This window comes from Pseudomonas sp. 2995-3, from assembly GCF_002742565.1.
GTDB lineage: Bacteria > Pseudomonadota > Gammaproteobacteria > Pseudomonadales > Pseudomonadaceae > Aquipseudomonas > Aquipseudomonas edaphica.
Genome location: NZ_LJSB01000157.1, coordinates 672,977 through 691,122, shown reverse-complemented (window position 1 = coordinate 691,122; position 18,146 = coordinate 672,977). Strand labels below are relative to the sequence as shown.

Below are 18,146 nucleotides of genomic sequence, written 5' to 3'. Positions count from 1 at the left end.
GTTAGTGAAAGCTTCGCCCTTTAGCATCCAGCAACGGTGGGTAATGCCCGCCGAGCTACCTGATCCGTAGCGATCGAAAAGCGCCTCGAAGCGTTTTCGCCAGAATAAGAACAATAACGGAGTACACCACGATGCTGTCGACCCAGCCCCAGGCTTGCCCGCCTGTGCGTTTTTCCCGTCTTGCCAAGACCGCCCTTGCCAGTGCCACCGCCCTTGCCGGCTTTTCGCCGCTTGCCCAGGCTGCCTTCTTTGAAGACAGTAGCGCGACCCTGGAAACCCGCAATATGTACTTCAACCGCGACTTTCGCGACGGCACCAGCGCGCAGCAATCCAAGCGCGACGAATGGGCTCAGGGCTTCATGCTCAACCTGCAATCGGGCTACACCGACGGCACCGTCGGCTTTGGTGTGGACGCGCTGGGCATGCTCGGGGTCAAGCTCGACTCCAGCCCCGACCGCACAGGTTCTGGCTTGCTGCCCACTGACAACGGCCGCGCTGTCGACGACTACGCCAAACTCGGCCTGACCGGCAAAGTAAAGATCTCCGCCACCGAACTCAAGATCGGTGCGCTGATCCCCGAACTGCCGACCCTCAAGCCCAACGACGGCCGCATCCTGCCGCAGACCTTCAACGGTGGCTTGCTGACCTCCAAAGAATTCAAGAACCTGGTGTTTACCGGCGGCCGCCTGGACAAAGCCAAAGACCGCGATTCCACCGACTACGAAGAAATCGCCCTCAATAACAAGAACAGCCGTTTCGTCAGCGGGGCTACCGGCAAGCACTTCAACTTCGGCGGCGTTGACTACAAGCTCGCCGACAAGATCACCGGCAGTTACCACTTCGCCCAACTCGATGACGTGTACCGCCAGCACTTCCTCGGCCTGGTGGCCTCGCGCCCACTCGGCCCCGGCACCTTCGGCACCGACCTGCGCCTGGCCATCAGTGATGACACGGGCGCGGCCCATGGCGGCAAGATCGACAACAGATCCCTCAACGGCCTGTTCAGCTATGCCCTCAATGGCCATAAGCTCAGCGCCGGCTACCAGCACATGTCCGGCGACAGCGCCTTTCCGTATGTGGATGGGGCCGACCCGTACCTGGTCAACTTCGTACAGATCAACGACTTTGCCGGCGCCGAAGAACGCTCCTGGCAAGCGCGCTACGACTACGATTTCGCCAAGCTGGGCATTCCCGGTCTGAGCTTCATGAGCCGTTACCTGTCGGGTGACAACATCAAGCTCAAGAACGGCGAGACCGGCAAGGAGTGGGAGCGCAACAGCGAGATCCGCTACATCGTGCAAAGCGGCACGTTCAAGGATGTCGCGTTTCGCCTGCGTAACGCCACGTACCGCTCCAACTACTCGGCCCGTGATGCGGATGAAGTACGCGTGCTGGTCAGCTATAGCGTCGCACTTTGGTAGTAGCCCCTAAATAACAACAAGACGGAGATTCAAATGACCTATTCACTGCGTAAATTGGCCCTCGCCGCCGGCTGCATGTTGTTCGCCGGCCAACTGCTGGCCGCCGACGAACCCAAACGCCCGGAATGCATCGCCCCAGCCTCCCCCGGCGGTGGTTTTGACCTGACCTGCAAACTGGCGCAAAGCGCGTTGGTCAATGAGAAGCTGCTGAGTAAACCGATGCGTGTGACCTACATGCCCGGCGGCGTGGGCGCGGTGGCCTATAACGCGGTGGTAGCACAGCGCCCAGCGGACGGCGGCACACTGGTGGCCTGGTCCAGCGGTTCGCTGTTGAACCTGGCCCAGGGCAAGTTCGGCCGTTTTGATGAAAGCGCCGTGCGTTGGTTGGCAGCGGTCGGCACCAGCTACGGTGCCATCGCAGTGAAAAGCGATTCGCCCTACAAGACCCTCGACGATCTCGTCAAAGCCTTGAAGAAAGATCCGGGCAGCGTGGTGATCGGTTCCGGCGGCACCGTAGGCAGCCAGGACTGGATGCAAACCGCCCTGATCGCCAAGGCCGCCGGCATCAACCCGCGCGAACTGCGTTATGTCGCCCTCGAAGGCGGCGGTGAAATCGCCACCGCCCTGCTCGGCGGCCACATCCAGGTGGGCAGCACCGACATCTCCGACTCCATGCCGCACATCCTCAGCGGTGACATGCGCCTGCTAGCGGTGTTCGCCGAAGAGCGCCTGGACGAGCCGGAAATGAAGAACATTCCGACCGCCAAAGAGCAAGGCTACGACATCGTCTGGCCAGTGGTCCGCGGTTTCTACCTTGGGCCAAAAGTCAGCGATGCCGACTACGCCTGGTGGAAAGAAGCGTTCGACAAACTGCTGGCCTCCGAAGAGTTCGCCAAGCTGCGTGACCAGCGCGAGCTGTTCCCGTTTGCCATGACCGGCCCGGAGCTGGACACCTACGTGAAGAAACAGGTGGCTGACTACAAAGTGCTGGCCAAAGAGTTCGGCCTGATCCAGTAATCGCCCCTCTTTTGCACGGCTGCGCCCTCTTTAACGGGCGGCGCGGCCCAGGAGTTCCACATGCTCTTACAACGCATTTTCGCCTCGGTGATGCTGCTGGTCTGCGCCGGCCTGGCACTGATGGCCTGGCCGTATCAGGCGGCGTTTTCCTACGAGCCGGTCGGCCCACGTGCCTTTCCGCTGCTGATGCTCGGCCTGATGAGCCTGGGCCTGATCTACATGATCTTTCGCCCGCAGCCAACCAAGCACACCGAAGAAGAACCCGCGCTGGACCGCGAAACCCTGATCAAGATCAGCCTTTGCGTCGCGCTGCTGATCGTGTTCGCCGGCACTTTCGAGCCCTTGGGTTTCATCCTCAGCAGCATGTTGATCGGTATTCCGATGGCACGCCTGTATGGCGGCCGCTGGTTGCCCAGCGTAGTGATCGTCACCCTCATGGCTATCGGCCTGTACCTGCTGTTCGACAAGGCCATGGATGTACCGCTGCCCCTCGGCCTGCTTGAAGTTCTGGAGAACTGATATGGATACGTTCAGCTATTTGGGCCAGGGCTTCGGCGTTGCACTGACCCCTTACAACCTGGTGACCGCGCTGTGTGGCACCTTGATCGGCACCGTGGTCGGCCTGTTGCCAGGCCTGGGCCCGATCAACGGCGTGGCCTTGTTGATCCCCATCGCGTTCGCGTTGGGCCTGCCGCCGGAATCGGCGCTGATCCTGCTCGCGGCCGTGTACCTGGGCTGCGAATACGGCGGCCGTATCAGCTCGATCCTGCTCAACATCCCGGGCGAAGCTTCTACCGTAATGACTACCCTCGACGGCTACCCGATGGCCCGCAAAGGCCTGGCCGGTGTGGCGTTGTCGCTGTCGGCATGGAGTTCGTTCATCGGCGCGTTTATCGCCACCTGCGGCATGGTGCTGTTTGCGCCGCTGCTGGCCAAATGGGCGATTGCCTTCGGCCCGGCGGAATATTTCGTACTGATGGTGTTCGCGATTGTCTGCCTGGGCGGCATGGCCGGTGACAAACCGCTGAAGACGTTTGTTGCAGCGCTGATCGGCCTGTTCCTCTCGGCCGTGGGCATCGATGCCAACAGCGGCGTGTACCGTTTTACCGGCGACAACATCCACCTCACCGACGGCATCCAGTTTGTGGTGTTGGTACTGGGTCTGTTTTCCATCAGCGAAATCCTGTTGCTGTTGGAAAAAACCCACCGTGGCCAGGAAGCGGTAAAAGCCACCGGGCGCATGATGTTCAATCTGAAGGAAGCCGGTGCTGTCTTTGTAGTTAACATCCGCTGCGGCCTGCTCGGTTTCATCATGGGCGTGCTGCCGGGTGCTGGTGCAACCCTCGCTTCGGCTGTTGCCTACATGACCGAGAAACGCCTGGCCGGTGCCAGCGGCAAATTCGGCCAGGGCGACATGCGCGGCCTCGCTGCGCCGGAAACTGCAATCGGTGCGTCCGCCTGCGGCGCCCTGGTGCCGATGCTCACCCTAGGCGTACCCGGTTCGGGCACCACGGCGGTGATGATCGGCGCGCTGTCGCTGTACAACATCACACCCGGCCCGCTGCTGTTCCAACAGCAACCGGACATCGTCTGGGGCCTGATCGCTTCGTTGTTTGTCGCCAACATCATGCTGGTGATCCTCAACATCCCGATGATCCGCATCTTCACGCGCATCCTCGCCGTACCGAACTGGGCGCTGGTGCCGGTGATCGCCATCATCACCGCCATCGGTGTGTACGCGGTTCACGCCACCACCTTCGACCTGTTCCTGATGGTCGGCATCGGCATCTTCGGTTACATCCTGCGCAAGCTGGACTTCCCGCTGTCGCCGGTACTGCTGGGCTTTATCCTCGGTGGCCTGATGGAGCAGAACCTGCGCCGCGCGCTGTCGATCTCCAACGGTGCGCTGGAAATCCTCTGGTCCAGCCCGATCACCTTTGGCGTGTGGGTACTGACGGCGATCATGTTGTTCGTGCCGCTGCTGCGTATCTGGCGTAAACGTGCCCAACAGCGTCGCGCCCTGGCCGATGTCTGAGGTCACCTTTAAACAATGGTGGGCAACACCGCTGGTCGGCCTGGCCGGCGGTTACCTGGCCAGCCTCGTCGGCTGGCCTTTGCCCTATATGGTCGGCTCGTTGCTGGCGATTATCCTGGTGCGCTGCCTCACGCCGTGGCAGTTGGCGGAGATTCCCGGCGGGCGCAAATGTGGCCAATGGGTGGTAGGCATCGGCATCGGCCTGCACTTCACGCCGGTGGTGATCGAGCAAGTGATGAGCCACTTCGGCCTGATTTTCTTCGGTGCGCTGATCACCAGCCTGTCGAGCGTGGTCGGCGTGTGGTTAATGCGCCGCAGCGGCGAAGACCGCGCCACCGCGTTTTTCTCCAGCATGCCGGGCGGTTCCGGTGAAATGGTCAACCTCGGCGCCCGTAATGGCGCAGTGCTCAGCCGTGTCGCAGCGGGGCAAAGTTTGCGTGTGCTGGTGGTGGTGCTGTGTGTGCCGGCGATCTTCAAGTACTTGCTCGAAGGCGGCACGCCGCAGTTTCACCCGGCGCCAGTGAGTTGGGGTTGGCTGGCGCTGCTGTTCCCGCTGGGCGCGCTGGTGGCCTGGGGCTGGCAGCGTTTACGTCAGCCAAACCCGTGGTTGTTCGGGCCACTGTTGGTCAGCGCGACTGCCAGTGTTGTCTGGGACTTGCATTACGGCCTGCCGGACGGCGGCAGCCAGATCGGCCAGTGGCTGATCGGCAGCGGCCTGGGCTGCCACTTCAACCGTCAGTTCTTCCGTCGTGCGCCGTCGTTCATGGGCCGTACCTTGATCGGCACCGCCTTGACCATGGCGCTTGCGACGTTGGCGGCGGTGGGCTTGAGCGCGCTGACGCAGCTGGATTTGCGCTCACTCACCCTGGGCATGATGCCGGGCGGCATTGCCGAAATGAGCCTCACGGCAGAGACTTTGCAGCTATCGGTGCCGCTGGTAACGGCGATGCAAGTGATGCGCTTGTTGTTTGTGCTGTTTTTGGCTGAGCCGTTGTTCAGGCACTGGAATCGTCAGCCGGAAAAAATCTAAGCCTTCAAAAAATTCCAATGTGGGAGCTGGCTTGCCTGCGATAGCGGTGGTTCAGTCAATAAATGTATCGGCTGATAGATCGTCATCGCAGGCAAGCCAGCTCCCACAGTAGGTTGCGGTTAACCTTCAGGCTGGCGGCAACCGCCACTCAATCGGCGTCTCGCCATTCTGCTCAAGAAACTTGTTGGTACGACCGAAGTGCCCACACCCCAAAAACCCGCGATACGCCGACAGCGGCGACGGGTGCACCGAGGTCAGCACCAGGTGCTTGGTCGCATCCACCAGCTTTTGCTTGCCTTGCGCATGGGCGCCCCACAACAGGAACACCAGGTGCGGCTGGTGCTCGCTGACCACTTCGATCACACGATCGGTAAAGAACTGCCAACCCTTGCCCGCGTGGGCATTGGCATTCGCGCGCTCCACGGTCATGGTGGTGTTGAGCATCAGCACGCCCTGGTCGGCCCAGCTTTGCAGGCAGCCGTGGTTGGGAATGTCGATGTTCAGGTCGCGCTTGAGCTCTTTATAGATATTGACCAGTGACGGCGGCGTCGGCACGCCCGGTTGTACCGAGAAGCACAGGCCATGGGCCTGGCCGGGGCCGTGGTATGGGTCCTGGCCGAGGATCACCACCTTGACCTTGTCCAACGGTGTGGAGTTGAGCGCATTGAAGATCAGCGGGCCAGGCGGGTAGATCTCTTTGCCGGCGGCATGTTCCTGGCGCAGGAACTCGCGTAGTTCGGCCATGTAGGGCTTGTCGAACTCATCCCGCAGGGCGTGTTTCCAGCTGGGTTCGAGTTTGATGCGGTCGCCTTCGGTCATGGTGTGTTCATCGTGTAAAAAAGAATGGGCGAACCCTAGGAAAGCCGACCCCGCTTGTCAATTGATCTGACACATCATCGGCACTTTCCTTTGAAGCGTTCATACTGAACCTTCACTTTCTCGATTGAGGTCACGATGAACCTGCACTTCGAAGAGCTGACCGGCAGCGACGGTGCCCGCCTCGGCATCGCCAGCCTGGACGCGGAAAAATCCCTCAACGCACTGTCCCTGCCCATGATCCTGGCCTTGGACGAACGCCTGGATGCCTGGGCCAAAGACCCGAATATCGTGTGTGTACTGCTGCGCGGCAATGGCCCCAAAGCCTTTTGCGCCGGTGGCGAAGTCCGCAGCCTGGCCCAGGCCTGCCGTGAACTCCCCGGCGAAGTGCCCGCCCTGGCCGCGCAGTTCTTCGCCGCTGAATACCGCCTCGACTACCGCCTGCACACCTACCCCAAACCGCTGATCTGCTGGGGCCACGGCTATGTATTGGGCGGGGGTATGGGCCTGCTGCAGAGCGCTTCGGTGCGTATCGTCACACCGAGCAGCCGCCTGGCCATGCCCGAGATCAGCATCGGCCTGTACCCGGATGTTGGGGCCAGTTGGTTCCTGTCGCGGTTACCGGGCAAGCTGGGGTTATTCCTTGGCCTCACCGGCGCCCATATCAACGGCCGCGATGCGTTGGACCTGGGCCTGGCCGACCGTTTCCTGCGCGATGACCAGCAGGAAGCGTTGATAGATGGCCTGCTGCAATTGAACTGGCAGGAACAAACCGCGATGCAGCTCAACAGCCTGCTCAAGGCGCTCGCCCAGGAAGCCGTTGACCAGCAACCCGAAGCGCAATGGCTGCCGCGCCGTGCGCAGATCGACGAATGGCTGGATGTGGCTGATGTGCGCTGTGCCTGGCGCGCCTTGAGCCCGTTACGTGAGCACGCCGACCCGCTGTTCAGCCGCGCCGGCAAAAACCTGAGTGAAGGCTGCCCGCTGACCGCGCACCTGGTGTGGGAGCAGATCCAGCGGGCGCGGCACCTGTCGTTGGCCGAGGTGTTCCAGATGGAATACACACTGAGCCTCAATTGCTGCCGTTACCCGGAGTTTGCCGAAGGCGTGCGGGCGCGCTTGATCGACAAGGACCAGACGCCCCATTGGCACTGGCCGGATATCAATACGATCCCGGACGCGGTGGTGCAGGCGCATTTCAACAAGGTGTGGGAAGGCCGGCATCCGCTGGCGGATTTGTCCGATTACTGAAAAGTGTCGCCCACAAAAAACGGCGCTTCCTGCGCCGTTTGCATTCAAGGCCTGTCAGCGGTGACCGCCGCGGCCACCTCCATGATCGCCACCCCGACCGTGCCCGCCTCTGCCGCCGTGATCGCCCCAACCCTGGTTCGGATAAGGCCGGTAACCGCCCCTTGGGCCCGAGGGGTAGTAGCGCGGGGCCGGTTGGTAATAACGCGGCGCCGAGTAGTAACGCGGTGCGGGGGCGTAATAGCGCGGAGCCGGTGCGTAATAACGTGGCGCCGAATAGTACGTGCCACCGCCGTAGTAATACGCCGGCGCCGGCGCGGTGTAGACCTCGGATCGATAGTAGCTACCGCCTCCATCGTAGTAGGGCACACAAGCAGAAAGGGTAAGACCGAGTAAAGCGCTGAGCAGCAGTCGTCGATACATGGCGGCCTCCTGGACCGCGGAAGAGCACCTCCAGCGACGCGGGAGGGCGGCACCCGGCTTTCGCCGAATGACACAGTATCGGACATCGAAAACCAGATCTGGTGCGTTTTGGTAACAACTTGATACATGACCGTAGGCGGTCGATACGATCCGTTGCGCATCCCGGTAACTATCAAGTTACTTTATCGATTCAGTAAATTTTGCTGGCCCGGAACCTTGTCGATTGCGATGATGTCACTATGACATCGCACATGGCCAGGGAGGCTCTATCGTGCGCCCCTCGCCAATATCGCCGGATTAGAGTCATGAAAATTTCAACCAAGCTGCTGCTTTCATTCCTACTGTGCGCACTGGTCACCCTCGGGGTTGGCCTGCTGGGTATCAAAAGCGTCGTGCGCCTTTCCAGCGCATTGGAACTCACGTTCTCCAACAACCTGGTTTCCGTCAGCAACACGGCAAGTACGCTCAATGGTCTGGTCGCCCACAACCGTGGTCTGTACCGTTTGCTGGACGCCAGCAAGGGCGACGTCTCCGCCCAGGACCGCGACCGCGTGACCCAGGACATCGCCAACGAACTCAAACGCAGCCAGAGCGCCTACGCCACCTACCGCGCCACGCCGCTGGCAGACGACGAACGGGCAGCCGGTGACAAGCTCGACCAGATCTGGCCCACCTACATCAGCAACTCCGAGCGCATCGTCGCGATGATGAACGGCGGCCAGCTCGAGCAGGCGCGCGCTCAGCTCAACAGCACCAACAATGAGCTGTTCCGTCAGGCGCGCGAGCTGATCCGTGTGATTATCGATTCCAACAACCGCCAGATCCAGGAAGGCGCCGCCGCCGCCGCCGACCTACGCAGCAGCGCGTTGACCTGGATGATCAGCGGCATCGTGCTGGCCTTCATCATCGCCCTCATCATTGGCGTGCTGATCACCCGCCTGATCACCCGCCCTATCGCCCAGGCCGTCGAGAGCGCCCAACGCATTGCCAAGGGTGACCTGACCCAAGCCATCATCACCGACCGTACTGACGAAGCCGGAAAATTGTTGATGGCATTGGCCGACATGCAGGGCGGGCTGAAAAGCACGCTGGTGGAAATCGCCAACGCCGCCGACCAGCTCGCCTCCGCCGCTGAAGAACTCAGTGCGGTCACCGACGAAAGCAGCCGTGGCCTCACGCGCCAGAATGACGAAATCCAGCAAGCCGCCACTGCCGTCAACCAGATGACGGCGGCGGTGGATGAAGTGGCAAGCAATGCGGTGTCGACCTCCGAAGCCTCGCGCCAGGCCACCACTGAAGCGGAGGAAGGCCGTGAGCAGGTGGCGCAGGCCGTGTCCGGTATGAGTTCGATGGTGGTCGAGATCAACGATTCGACACAATCGGTGGCCGACCTGGCCAGCCAGGTGCGCGAGATCGGCAAGGTGATCGACGTGATCCGCGGTATCGCCGACCAGACCAACCTGCTGGCCCTTAACGCCGCCATCGAAGCCGCACGCGCGGGTGAGCAAGGCCGTGGTTTTGCGGTGGTGGCCGATGAAGTCCGCGCGCTGGCCCATCGCACCCAGACCTCCACCGTCGATATCGAAAAAATGATCGGCGAAGTGCAGGTCGGCGCCGATGACGCCGTGGCAGCCATGAACAAAAGCCTGACCTGGGCCAACAACACCCAAACCCTGGCGCAAAACGCCGGCGAAGCCCTGGAACGCATCACCGCCAGCGTGGCGAAGATCAACGAACGCAACCTGGTGATCGCCTCCGCGTCGGAAGAGCAGGCGCAGGTAGCCCGCGAAGTGGACCGCAACCTCCTCAACATCCAGGACCTGTCGACCCAGACCGCTGCCGGTGCCAACCAGACCAACGCCTCCAGCCAGGACCTGTCCCGCTTGGCCACCTCATTCAACGTGCTGGTCAGCAAGTTCCGGTTGTAACCGCCTCATTGCAGTGCGCCAACGCACCCGAGTGGCGCACGCATACCCCTCTTCCCCGCCACGCCCGGCCGTAAACCGGGCCTCTGGCCCAGTTGGCACGACTCTCGCTTTGCCTCTCCCGTGCAGGATTCATCACAGGTTCGCGGCACCACAATTTGCAATGGCCGACTAGGGTTCCGGCTCGCTTGAAAAGCGAGTGGCTGGTCCGAGAGTTGGCGACCTCCAGTTGAGGTTACACGGCGGGATAAAAGCCCGGGAGACAAGCCACCGTTCACGGTGCCGCGTTGCTCCTGCTCGCCCATGTTCAACTGGAGAAGCCCCATGCCCACAATCCGTTTACCCGCCCTGCTCGCCGCCGCCTTCGCCGCCGTGCTGAGCTTTCAAACCCAAGCCGCGACCAAAGACCACTTCAGTGTGTGCTGGACTATCTATGCCGGCTGGATGCCGTGGGAATACGCCGGCAGCCAAGGCATCCTCGACACGTGGGCCAAGAAGTACGGCATCAAGATCGACATGGTGCAGCTCAATGACTATGTCGAGTCCATCAACCAATACACCGCTGGCCAGTTCGACGGCTGCACCATGACCAACATGGACGCCCTGACCATTCCCGCCGCCGGTGGTGTGGACAGCACCGCGCTGGTGGTCAGCGACTTTTCCAACGGCAATGATGGCGTGGTGATCAAGGGCACCGGCAAGACCGTGGCCGACCTCAAGGGCATGAACGTCAACCTGGTGGAACTCTCGGTGTCTCACTACCTGCTCGCCCGCGCCCTGGAATCCGCTGATCTCACCGAAAAAGACCTCAAAGTCGTCAACACCTCCGACGCCGACATCGCCGCGGCCTTCAACACCGACCAGGTGCAAGCCGTGACCACCTGGAACCCGATGCTCTCCGAGATCAAGGCTAAACCGGGCGTCACCCAAGTGTTCGACTCCAGCAAAGTGCCCGGCGAAATCATGGACATGATGGTGGTCAACACCCAAACCCTCAAAGACAACCCGGCCCTGGGCAAAGCGCTGACCGGCGCCTGGTTTGAAGTGGTCGCGCTGATGAACGCCAAAAACGCTGCCAGCACCGCGGCGCTTGAACATATGGCCAAGGCCTCCGGCACCGACCTCAAGGGTTTCCAGGCGCAACTGGACACCACCAAGCTGTTCGCCACGCCCAAGGAAGCGCTGGCGTTCGCCACCAGCGCGCAACTGCCCGCCACCCTGCGCAAGGTCGCCGAGTTCTCGTTTGAACACGGCCTGCTCGGCGAAGGGGCCAGGGACGCCAGCGCCGTGGGCATGAGCTTCGCCAATGGCATCACCAGCGGCGACACCGCCAACCTCAAGCTGCATTTCGACCCCAGCTACGTGCAGATGGCCGCCGACGGCACGCTGTAAGAGGACCCGGCCATGCGCCTGATCAACCGTCACCCGGAACGCTCCAGCCGCCTGCTGTTGGTGCTGCTGCCGTTCGCCCTGCTGCTGTTCGCCTACTTTGTAGGCTCGGCCGAGCGCCTGGCGGATAACCCCAACGACAAACTGCTGCCCAGCGCCGCGCAAATGGGCGACGCGGTGAAACGCCTGGCGTTCAGCGCCGATACGCGCACCGGTGAATATGTGCTGTGGCAAGACAGCGCCTCCAGCCTGCGCCGCCTGGCGATCGGCTTGGGCATCAGCGCCCTCGCCGGCCTGTGCCTGGGCATCGCCGCCGGCACACTGCCGTTGTTTGGCGCGCCGTTGTCGCCACTGCTCACGGTGCTGTCAATGGTGCCGCCACTGGCGATCCTGCCGATTCTGTTCATCGTGTTTGGGCTGGGAGAGTTGTCCAAAGTCATGCTGATCGTCATCGGTGTAACACCGTGCCTGGCGCGCGACCTGGAACAGCGCGCCCGGGAAATACCCGTCGAGTTGCTGGTCAAGGCACAGACCCTCGGCGCCTCCACCTGGACCCTGATGCTGCGTGTGGTGCTACCGCAACTGCTGCCACGTCTGCTGATCTCGCTGCGGCTGATGCTCGGCTCGGCGTGGTTGTTCCTGATCGCCGCCGAAGCCATCGCCTCCACCGACGGCCTCGGCTACCGGATCTTCCTGGTGCGCCGCTACCTGGCGATGGACGTGATCTTGCCCTACGTGGTGTGGATCACCCTGCTCGCCTGGCTGATGGACTGGGGCCTCAAAACCCTCACACGGCGTGCGTTCCCCTGGTACGAAGGAGCGCGGCCATGAGTTTTATCAGCGTCAACAATGTGTGGCAGCGCTATGGCGAACAGGTGGTGTTGGAAGGGCTCAACCTGCACGTCAATGAGGGTGAGTTTTGCACCCTGGTCGGCACGTCCGGCTGCGGAAAATCGACCTTCCTGCGCTTGTTACTGGGCCAGGAAACCGCGAGCAAAGGCCAGATCCTGCTGGACGGCCAACCACTTGCCGGCGAGCCGGATGCCAGCCGTGGCGTGGTGTTCCAGCGTTACTCGGTGTTCCCGCATTTGACGGTGCTGGACAACGTTGCGCTTGGCCTTGAGCTACCGCGCTCGCCGCTGCTGGGACGGCTGTTCGGCAAAGCCAAACAAGACGCACGGGAACAGGCCGCCGCCCTGCTGCAAAAAGTCGGCCTCGGCCACGCACTGGACAAATACCCGGCGCAGCTCTCCGGCGGCATGCAGCAACGCCTGGCCATCGCCCAAGCCCTGATCATGAAACCCCGCGTGTTGCTGCTGGACGAACCCTTCGGCGCCCTCGACCCGGGCATTCGCAAAGACATGCATCAGCTGTTGCTGGCGCTATGGCGCGAAACCCGGCTGACGGTGTTCATGGTCACCCACGACCTCAGCGAAGGTTTCAGCCTCGGCACACGCTTGCTGGTGTTCGACAAAGTCCGTGTCGACCCCCACGCCCCCGGCGCCTATGGCGCGCGCATCACCTACGACATCCCTTTGAACAGCGAGCGCCGCAAAGCGCTGGCCGCCGAACTTGGAGCGACTTGCAAATGACCGATTCCATTCAACTGTTCCCACCCTTCGCCGAAGAAATGCTGCCCGGCGGCGGCCACCGCTCCTTTGTGCTCAAGCGCGGCCAACTGCTGCGCCTCACGGATATTCGCGGTGGTGCCAACGTCAGCCTGACCCTGCTCAATGCCAATGAAAAAACCGAGCGTCTGAACCTGCCCGACAGCCTCAAATGCCAACACACCGCCAAGCTCACCCGCGGCCACTGCCTGTACTCGGACATGGGCCGCGTGCTGGCAGCCATCACCGCCGACACCTGCGGCTGGAGCGACAGCATCGGCGGCGTGCTGTGCGCCGCCGAAGTGGCCGAGAAGTACGGCCAGGGCCGTTATCAGGAGCTGCGCAACGGCTTCTTTCGCAACGGCACCGACAACCTGTTGGTGGAATTGGGCAAGTGGGGGTTGGGGCTTAGCGACCTGCTGATGACCCTCAACCTGTTCAGCCGGGTCAGCGTTGACGAAGGCGGCGGCCTGCACTTTGTACCGGGCAATTCCAAAGCCGGCGACTACATCGAACTCTACGCGCCGATGGACACACTGGTGGTGCTGACCGCGCTGCAACACCCGATGGACCCCAACCCGAACTACGCGCCGCAACCGCTGAAACTCAGCTGGATGAACGCCGATTCCAGCGTCGCCGAACAGTGCCGTACTTCGCGCCCGGAAAACGAGCGCGGCTTTATCAACACCGACCGTCTGTTCGCCTGAGGAACTGCCATGTCTATCGCACTGAAACAACCCGAGGCAGCCGTGTACCGCGCCATCATTCCCGCCGGCGAACCGTGGCTGATGGAGGTCAAGGCCGGGCAGACCCTGCGCATCCTCGACCTGGAGGGCAACCAGGCCGTCGACACGCTGTTCTACAGCCGCAAAAACCCCAAGGAACGCTACGACGTACAGCGCACATTACGCCGGCAAAACCGCGTGTACCTGAGCACCGGCAGCGTGCTGTATTCCAACCTTGGCCAGCCGATGCTGACCATCGTCGATGACACCTGCGGGCGCCACGACACCCTCGGCGGTGCCTGTGCCCAAGAGAGCAACACCGTGCGCTACGCTCTGGAAAAACGCTACATGCACAGCTGCCGCGACAACTACCTGCGCGCCTGCGCCCACGACGGCCGGCTGGGTAAAGGTGACATCGGGCCGAACATCAATTTCTTCATGAATGTGCCGGTCACCGCCGACGGCGGGCTGACCTTTGAAGACGGCATTTCCGCGCCCGGCAAGTACGTCGACCTGCGTGCGCAGATGGACGTGATCGTGCTGATCTCCAACTGCCCGCAACTGAACAATCCATGCAATGGCTACAACCCGACGGCTGCGGAGTTACTGGTATGGAACTGAAAATAAAACGCCTGCGTAAGTGGTTATTCGCCCTGTGCCAGTCCCGAGCCGGGCAATGCATCCGAAAACACTAGCGATCAACTGTGGGAGCTGGCTTGCCTGCGATAGCGGTCCATCAGCCAACCGATAAGCTGACTGCCCTACCGCCATCGCGGGCAACCCCGGCTCCCACACTGACCACAGGCACTGCGGACGACCGCAGTGCTCCCTCACTTTGCGGGACGGCCCGCAGGGTTTTGCTATGTTCGAAAAACTCTTGATCGCCAACCGTGGCGCCATCGCCTGCCGCATCCTGCGCACCTTGCGCGAGCTGCAGGTCAAAGGCATCGCCGTCTACGCCGAAGCCGACGCAGCCAGCCTGCATATCCAGCAAGCCGACGAGGCCTACAGCCTCGGCGAAGGCGCGGCGGCGGCCACCTACCTGGCAGTGGAAAAAATCCTCGCCACCGCCAAGGCCTGTGGCGCCAAGGCGATTCATCCTGGCTACGGTTTTCTCTCAGAGAACGCCGCCTTTGCCCAAGCCTGCGAAAATGCGGGGATAGCCTTCGTCGGTCCGACACCCGAACAGCTGCGCGTATTCGGCCTCAAGCACACCGCGCGGGCCTTGGCCAAACACCATCAAATTCCATTATTGGAAGGCACCGAGCTGCTCGACAGCCTCGATACAGCGTTGCTGGCGGCCGAAACCGTGAGCTATCCGGTCATGCTCAAAAGCACCGCAGGCGGCGGTGGCATCGGCATGCGTGTGTGCCACAATGCGACAGAGCTGAGTGAGTCCTTTGAAGCGGTCAAACGCCTGGGGCAAAACAACTTCAGCGATGCCGGTGTGTTTATCGAGAAATACATCGAGCACGCCCGCCACCTGGAAGTGCAGGTGTTCGGCGACGGTTTGGGCGACGTCATCGCCCTTGGCGTGCGCGACTGTTCCGTGCAACGGCGCAACCAGAAAGTCCTCGAAGAAACACCCGCGCCGAACCTGCCCGACGGCATGGCCGAAGCCTTGTGCACGGCGGCCATCACCCTGGCCAGGGCGGTCAATTACCGCAGCGCCGGCACCGTAGAGTTCATCTTTGACAGCGCTGACGGCCGCTTCTACTTCCTCGAAGTGAACACGCGCCTGCAGGTAGAACACGGCGTCACCGAACAAGTCTGGGGCGTCGACCTTGTTCGCTGGATGGTGCAATTGGCGGCGGGTGAACTACCTGCGTTGAGCGAATTGAAGCTGCACCCTCAGGGCCACGCGATTCAGGCGCGGCTGTATGCGGAAGATCCAGGCAAGGATTTCCAGCCGAGCCCAGGCCTGTTAACCCGTGTGGATTTCCCGACGGCTGAAGGTTTGCGGATCGACACCTGGGTGCAAGCCGGTTGCGAGATACCGCCCTACTTCGACCCGATGATCGCCAAGCTCATCACGTGGGCGCCGACCCGCGAACAGGCGCGTCTGAATCTGCATCAGGCATTGAGCGACAGCCAGCTCTACGGCGTGGAAACCAACCGCGACTACCTGCGCCAAATCCTGCTGGCCACGCCGTTTGCCAGCGGCCGCCCGTGGACGCGTTGCCTGGAAGGCCTGGTCTACAGCGCCAGCACCTTCGAAGTGCTCAGCGCCGGCACCCAAACCAGTGTGCAGGACTACCCCGGCCGCCTCGGCTACTGGGCCGTCGGTGTGCCGCCCTCCGGGCCAATGGACAGCCGCGCACTGCGCCTGGGCAATCGCCTGCTGGGTAACGACGACGGCGCGGCGGCGCTGGAAATCACCATGAATGGGCCGCTGTTGCGCTTTAATTGCGCGGCGGTCGTCGCTGTTACCGGCGCAGCCATCACGCTGTTGCTGAACGACCAACCAGTGCCGATGAACACCGCGTTGCGGATTGAAGCAGGCGCGGTGTTGAGCCTTGGCAGCATCATAGGTGCCGGTGCGCGCAGCTATCTGTGCCTGCGCGGCGGGTTGCAAGTGCCAGATTACCTGGGCAGCAAAAGCACCTTCACCCTCGGCCAGTTCGGCGGGCACGCCGGGCGCGCTTTACGCACTGGCGATGTGTTGCATTTGCTGCCACTGACAGACGCCGACGCCGGCCAGCAATTGATCGCGGAACCCCTGCCTGCGGTGCGCACGCTGCGGGTGATTTATGGCCCGCACGGCGCGCCGGAATACTTCAAGCCTGAATACATCGTCACCTTCTTCGCCACCCAATGGGAAGTGCACTTCAACTCCAGCCGCACCGGCGTGCGACTGATCGGGCCAAAACCTTTATGGGCGCGCACGGACGGTGGCGAAGCGGGGCTGCATCCGTCGAATATCCATGACAACCCCTATGCCATCGGCGCGGTGGATTTCACCGGGGACATGCCGGTGATCCTGGGGCCGGATGGGCCGAGCCTTGGCGGGTTTGTGTGCCCGGTGACGGTGATCGAGGCGGACCTTTGGCAGTTGGGGCAACTCAAGGCCGGGGACAAACTGCGGTTCGAACCGGTGAACCTGAAAACCGCCCGCGACCTCGCCCTGAAATGGGATCAATGTGGGAGCTGGCTTGCCTGCGATCCAGACAACTCGGTACCTCAGGCAGACCACATTGATGCCATCGCGGGCAAGCCCGGCTCCCACATCGACCGTGGCCCACTTACGATCGGATCGCCTGTGGTGCTGGAGTTGGGTGAAGGCGACACCCGCCTCGTCGCCCGCCTCGCCGGCGACACTCACCTGCTGCTGGAAATCGGCGCCCCCGAGCTGGACCTGGTGCTGCGCTTTCGTGCTCATGCACTCATGCAAGCCCTGGAAACTCTCGCCCTGCCAGGTGTCATCGACCTGACCCCAGGCATCCGTTCCCTGCAAATCCACTACCAGCCCGAACAACTGCCGCTGGCTGGTTTACTGGCGTTGATCACCACGCAATGGGCCGCTGTGTGCGCCACCCCCAACCTGCAAGTGCCCTCGCGCATCGTGCACTTGCCGCTGTCGTGGGACGACCCGGCGTGTCAGCTGGCGATCGAAAAATACATGACCACCGTGCGCAAGGACGCGCCGTGGTGCCCGAGCAACCTGGAGTTCATTCGCCGCATCAACGACCTCGCCAACCTCGATGAAGTGCGCCACACGGTGTTCGATGCCAGCTACCTGGTGATGGGCTTGGGTGACGTCTACCTCGGCGCTCCGGTGGCCACGCCGCTGGACCCGCGCCACCGTCTGGTGACCACCAAATACAACCCGGCGCGCACCTGGACCGCCGAGAATTCGGTGGGCATTGGCGGCGCTTATTTGTGCGTGTACGGCATGGAAGGCCCAGGCGGTTATCAGTTTGTGGGCCGCACCTTGCAGATGTGGAACCGCTACCGGGAGGTCTCGGCGTTTGATGGCAAGCCGTGGTTATTGCGGTTCTTTGACCAGATCCGTTTTTACCCGGTGACGGCTGATGAGCTGGTGCAGATCCGGCGCGACTTTCCGCTGGGGCGCTTTGAATTGAGCATCGAGCACAGCCAGTTGAACCTCGCGGAGTATCAGGATTTCCTCGCGCGCGAAGCCGCAAGCATTGGCGCGTTTCGTGAGCATCAGCAGCACGCCTTCAATGCCGAGCGTGAACGCTGGATTGCCAGTGGCCAAGCGCATTTCGACAGTGAAGAACTCGCGGCACCACAAGGTGCAGACACGCCGTTGCAGGCCGACCAAATCAGTGTCGACAGCCCGATCGCCGGCAACCTCTGGCAAGTCCAGGTGGCTAACGGCGAGCGCGTGTCGGCTGGCGATGTGCTGGTGATTCTGGAGTCGATGAAAATGGAAATCCCGGTAGTGGCGCCGTTCGCCGGCACCGTGCGCGAGATCCCCGTGCAACCCGGCAGCGGCATCGGCGCCGGGCAACGGGTGGTGGTGCTCGAACGTGACTGACTCTTCTAT

Annotated in this window: 15 protein-coding genes and 1 riboswitch; of the genes, 13 read left to right on the top strand and 2 right to left on the bottom strand. The window is 62.1% G+C overall.

The window, feature by feature from the left end; all coding sequences use genetic code 11:
• The first annotated feature begins 131 nt into the window (after positions 1 to 131).
• Genes AOA62_RS10840 through AOA62_RS10820 form a run of 5 tightly spaced genes read left to right on the top strand, consistent with a single transcriptional unit; the run spans position 132 to position 5,503 of the window.
• Positions 132 to 1,421 carry an OprD family porin gene (locus tag AOA62_RS10840; RefSeq protein ID WP_099548635.1) on the top strand — a complete coding sequence of 430 codons (1,290 nt, stop codon included), beginning with the start codon at positions 132 to 134 and terminating at the stop codon, positions 1,419 to 1,421.
• A 27-nt stretch (positions 1,422 to 1,448) separates the two neighbouring features.
• The gene (locus AOA62_RS10835; protein WP_169985851.1) at positions 1,449 to 2,438 is read left to right on the top strand and encodes a tripartite tricarboxylate transporter substrate binding protein; all 990 of its coding nucleotides are present in this window, start codon (positions 1,449 to 1,451) and stop codon (positions 2,436 to 2,438) included.
• A gap of 60 nt (positions 2,439 to 2,498) precedes the next feature.
• Positions 2,499 to 2,957, top strand: coding sequence for a tripartite tricarboxylate transporter TctB family protein (locus AOA62_RS10830; protein ID WP_099548634.1), 459 nt, complete (start codon positions 2,499 to 2,501; stop codon positions 2,955 to 2,957).
• Position 2,958: 1 nt separating this feature from the next.
• Positions 2,959 to 4,473, top strand: coding sequence for a tripartite tricarboxylate transporter permease (locus AOA62_RS10825; protein WP_065929105.1), 1,515 nt, complete (start codon positions 2,959 to 2,961; stop codon positions 4,471 to 4,473).
• Positions 4,466 to 5,503, top strand: a complete 1,038-nt coding sequence (locus AOA62_RS10820; protein ID WP_026013720.1) for an AbrB family transcriptional regulator — start codon at positions 4,466 to 4,468, stop codon at positions 5,501 to 5,503. Before AOA62_RS10825 ends, AOA62_RS10820 begins: the two co-directional genes overlap by 8 nt.
• Before the next feature lie 126 nt (positions 5,504 to 5,629).
• Here the strand turns inward: AOA62_RS10820 and ung are convergent, their stop codons facing one another.
• A complete protein-coding gene (gene ung / locus AOA62_RS10815; protein ID WP_017137316.1) occupies positions 5,630 to 6,322 on the bottom strand; it encodes a uracil-DNA glycosylase in 693 nt (230 codons plus the stop codon).
• A gap of 135 nt (positions 6,323 to 6,457) precedes the next feature.
• On the opposite strand from ung, the gene AOA62_RS10810 reads away from it, so the two are divergent.
• A complete protein-coding gene (locus AOA62_RS10810) occupies positions 6,458 to 7,570 on the top strand; it encodes an enoyl-CoA hydratase/isomerase family protein (protein ID WP_099548633.1) in 1,113 nt (370 codons plus the stop codon).
• Positions 7,571 to 7,624: 54 nt separating this feature from the next.
• On the opposite strand, the gene AOA62_RS10805 is transcribed toward AOA62_RS10810, so the two are convergent.
• Positions 7,625 to 7,990: a hypothetical protein gene (locus AOA62_RS10805; protein WP_017137314.1), complete on the bottom strand. Its 366-nt coding sequence runs from the start codon at positions 7,988 to 7,990 to the stop codon at positions 7,625 to 7,627.
• A gap of 305 nt (positions 7,991 to 8,295) precedes the next feature.
• Here AOA62_RS10805 and AOA62_RS10800 point away from each other — a divergent pair, with 305 nt between their 5' ends.
• The 7 genes from AOA62_RS10800 to uca all read left to right on the top strand — a co-directional run bounded on the left by AOA62_RS10800 (position 8,296) and on the right by uca (position 18,137).
• A complete protein-coding gene (locus AOA62_RS10800) occupies positions 8,296 to 9,918 on the top strand; it encodes a methyl-accepting chemotaxis protein (RefSeq protein WP_099548632.1) in 1,623 nt (540 codons plus the stop codon).
• A 157-nt stretch (positions 9,919 to 10,075) separates the two neighbouring features.
• Positions 10,076 to 10,179: riboswitch (guanidine-I (ykkC/yxkD leader) on the top strand.
• Positions 10,180 to 10,239: 60 nt separating this feature from the next.
• Positions 10,240 to 11,307 (top strand): putative urea ABC transporter substrate-binding protein, encoded by a 1,068-nt coding sequence (locus AOA62_RS10795; RefSeq protein ID WP_099548631.1) that lies wholly within the window; start codon positions 10,240 to 10,242, stop codon positions 11,305 to 11,307.
• A 12-nt stretch (positions 11,308 to 11,319) separates the two neighbouring features.
• A complete protein-coding gene (locus tag AOA62_RS10790) occupies positions 11,320 to 12,135 on the top strand; it encodes an ABC transporter permease (protein WP_017137311.1) in 816 nt (271 codons plus the stop codon).
• A complete protein-coding gene (locus AOA62_RS10785) occupies positions 12,132 to 12,896 on the top strand; it encodes an ABC transporter ATP-binding protein (protein WP_099548630.1) in 765 nt (254 codons plus the stop codon). The genes AOA62_RS10790 and AOA62_RS10785 overlap by 4 nt, the downstream gene beginning before the upstream one ends.
• The gene (locus tag AOA62_RS10780; protein ID WP_017137309.1) at positions 12,893 to 13,618 is read left to right on the top strand and encodes an urea amidolyase associated protein UAAP1; all 726 of its coding nucleotides are present in this window, start codon (positions 12,893 to 12,895) and stop codon (positions 13,616 to 13,618) included. The genes AOA62_RS10785 and AOA62_RS10780 overlap by 4 nt, the downstream gene beginning before the upstream one ends.
• Positions 13,619 to 13,627: 9 nt before the next feature.
• Positions 13,628 to 14,257 (top strand): urea amidolyase associated protein UAAP2, encoded by a 630-nt coding sequence (locus AOA62_RS10775; RefSeq protein ID WP_099548629.1) that lies wholly within the window; start codon positions 13,628 to 13,630, stop codon positions 14,255 to 14,257.
• A 241-nt stretch (positions 14,258 to 14,498) separates the two neighbouring features.
• On the top strand, positions 14,499 to 18,137 hold the full coding sequence (gene uca, locus AOA62_RS10770) for an urea carboxylase (RefSeq protein ID WP_099548628.1): 3,639 nt from the start codon (positions 14,499 to 14,501) through the stop codon (positions 18,135 to 18,137).
• Positions 18,138 to 18,146: the final 9 nt, after the last annotated feature.

Bases quoted from the DNA above. Each gene is read 5' to 3' on its own strand.
- AOA62_RS10840 (WP_099548635.1), top strand. From the start codon at position 132: ATGCTGTCGACCCAGCCCCAGGCTTGCCCGCCTGTGCGTTTTTCCCGT.
- AOA62_RS10830 (WP_099548634.1), top strand. From the start codon at position 2,499: ATGCTCTTACAACGCATTTTCGCCTCGGTGATGCTGCTGGTCTGCGCC.
- AOA62_RS10825 (WP_065929105.1), top strand. From the start codon at position 2,959: ATGGATACGTTCAGCTATTTGGGCCAGGGCTTCGGCGTTGCACTGACC.
- AOA62_RS10820 (WP_026013720.1), top strand. From the start codon at position 4,466: ATGTCTGAGGTCACCTTTAAACAATGGTGGGCAACACCGCTGGTCGGC.
- ung (WP_017137316.1), bottom strand. From the start codon at position 6,322: ATGACCGAAGGCGACCGCATCAAACTCGAACCCAGCTGGAAACACGCC.
- AOA62_RS10810 (WP_099548633.1), top strand. From the start codon at position 6,458: ATGAACCTGCACTTCGAAGAGCTGACCGGCAGCGACGGTGCCCGCCTC.
- AOA62_RS10805 (WP_017137314.1), bottom strand. From the start codon at position 7,990: ATGTATCGACGACTGCTGCTCAGCGCTTTACTCGGTCTTACCCTTTCT.
- AOA62_RS10800 (WP_099548632.1), top strand. From the start codon at position 8,296: ATGAAAATTTCAACCAAGCTGCTGCTTTCATTCCTACTGTGCGCACTG.
- AOA62_RS10795 (WP_099548631.1), top strand. From the start codon at position 10,240: ATGCCCACAATCCGTTTACCCGCCCTGCTCGCCGCCGCCTTCGCCGCC.
- AOA62_RS10790 (WP_017137311.1), top strand. From the start codon at position 11,320: ATGCGCCTGATCAACCGTCACCCGGAACGCTCCAGCCGCCTGCTGTTG.
- AOA62_RS10785 (WP_099548630.1), top strand. From the start codon at position 12,132: ATGAGTTTTATCAGCGTCAACAATGTGTGGCAGCGCTATGGCGAACAG.
- AOA62_RS10780 (WP_017137309.1), top strand. From the start codon at position 12,893: ATGACCGATTCCATTCAACTGTTCCCACCCTTCGCCGAAGAAATGCTG.
- AOA62_RS10775 (WP_099548629.1), top strand. From the start codon at position 13,628: ATGTCTATCGCACTGAAACAACCCGAGGCAGCCGTGTACCGCGCCATC.
- uca (WP_099548628.1), top strand. From the start codon at position 14,499: ATGTTCGAAAAACTCTTGATCGCCAACCGTGGCGCCATCGCCTGCCGC.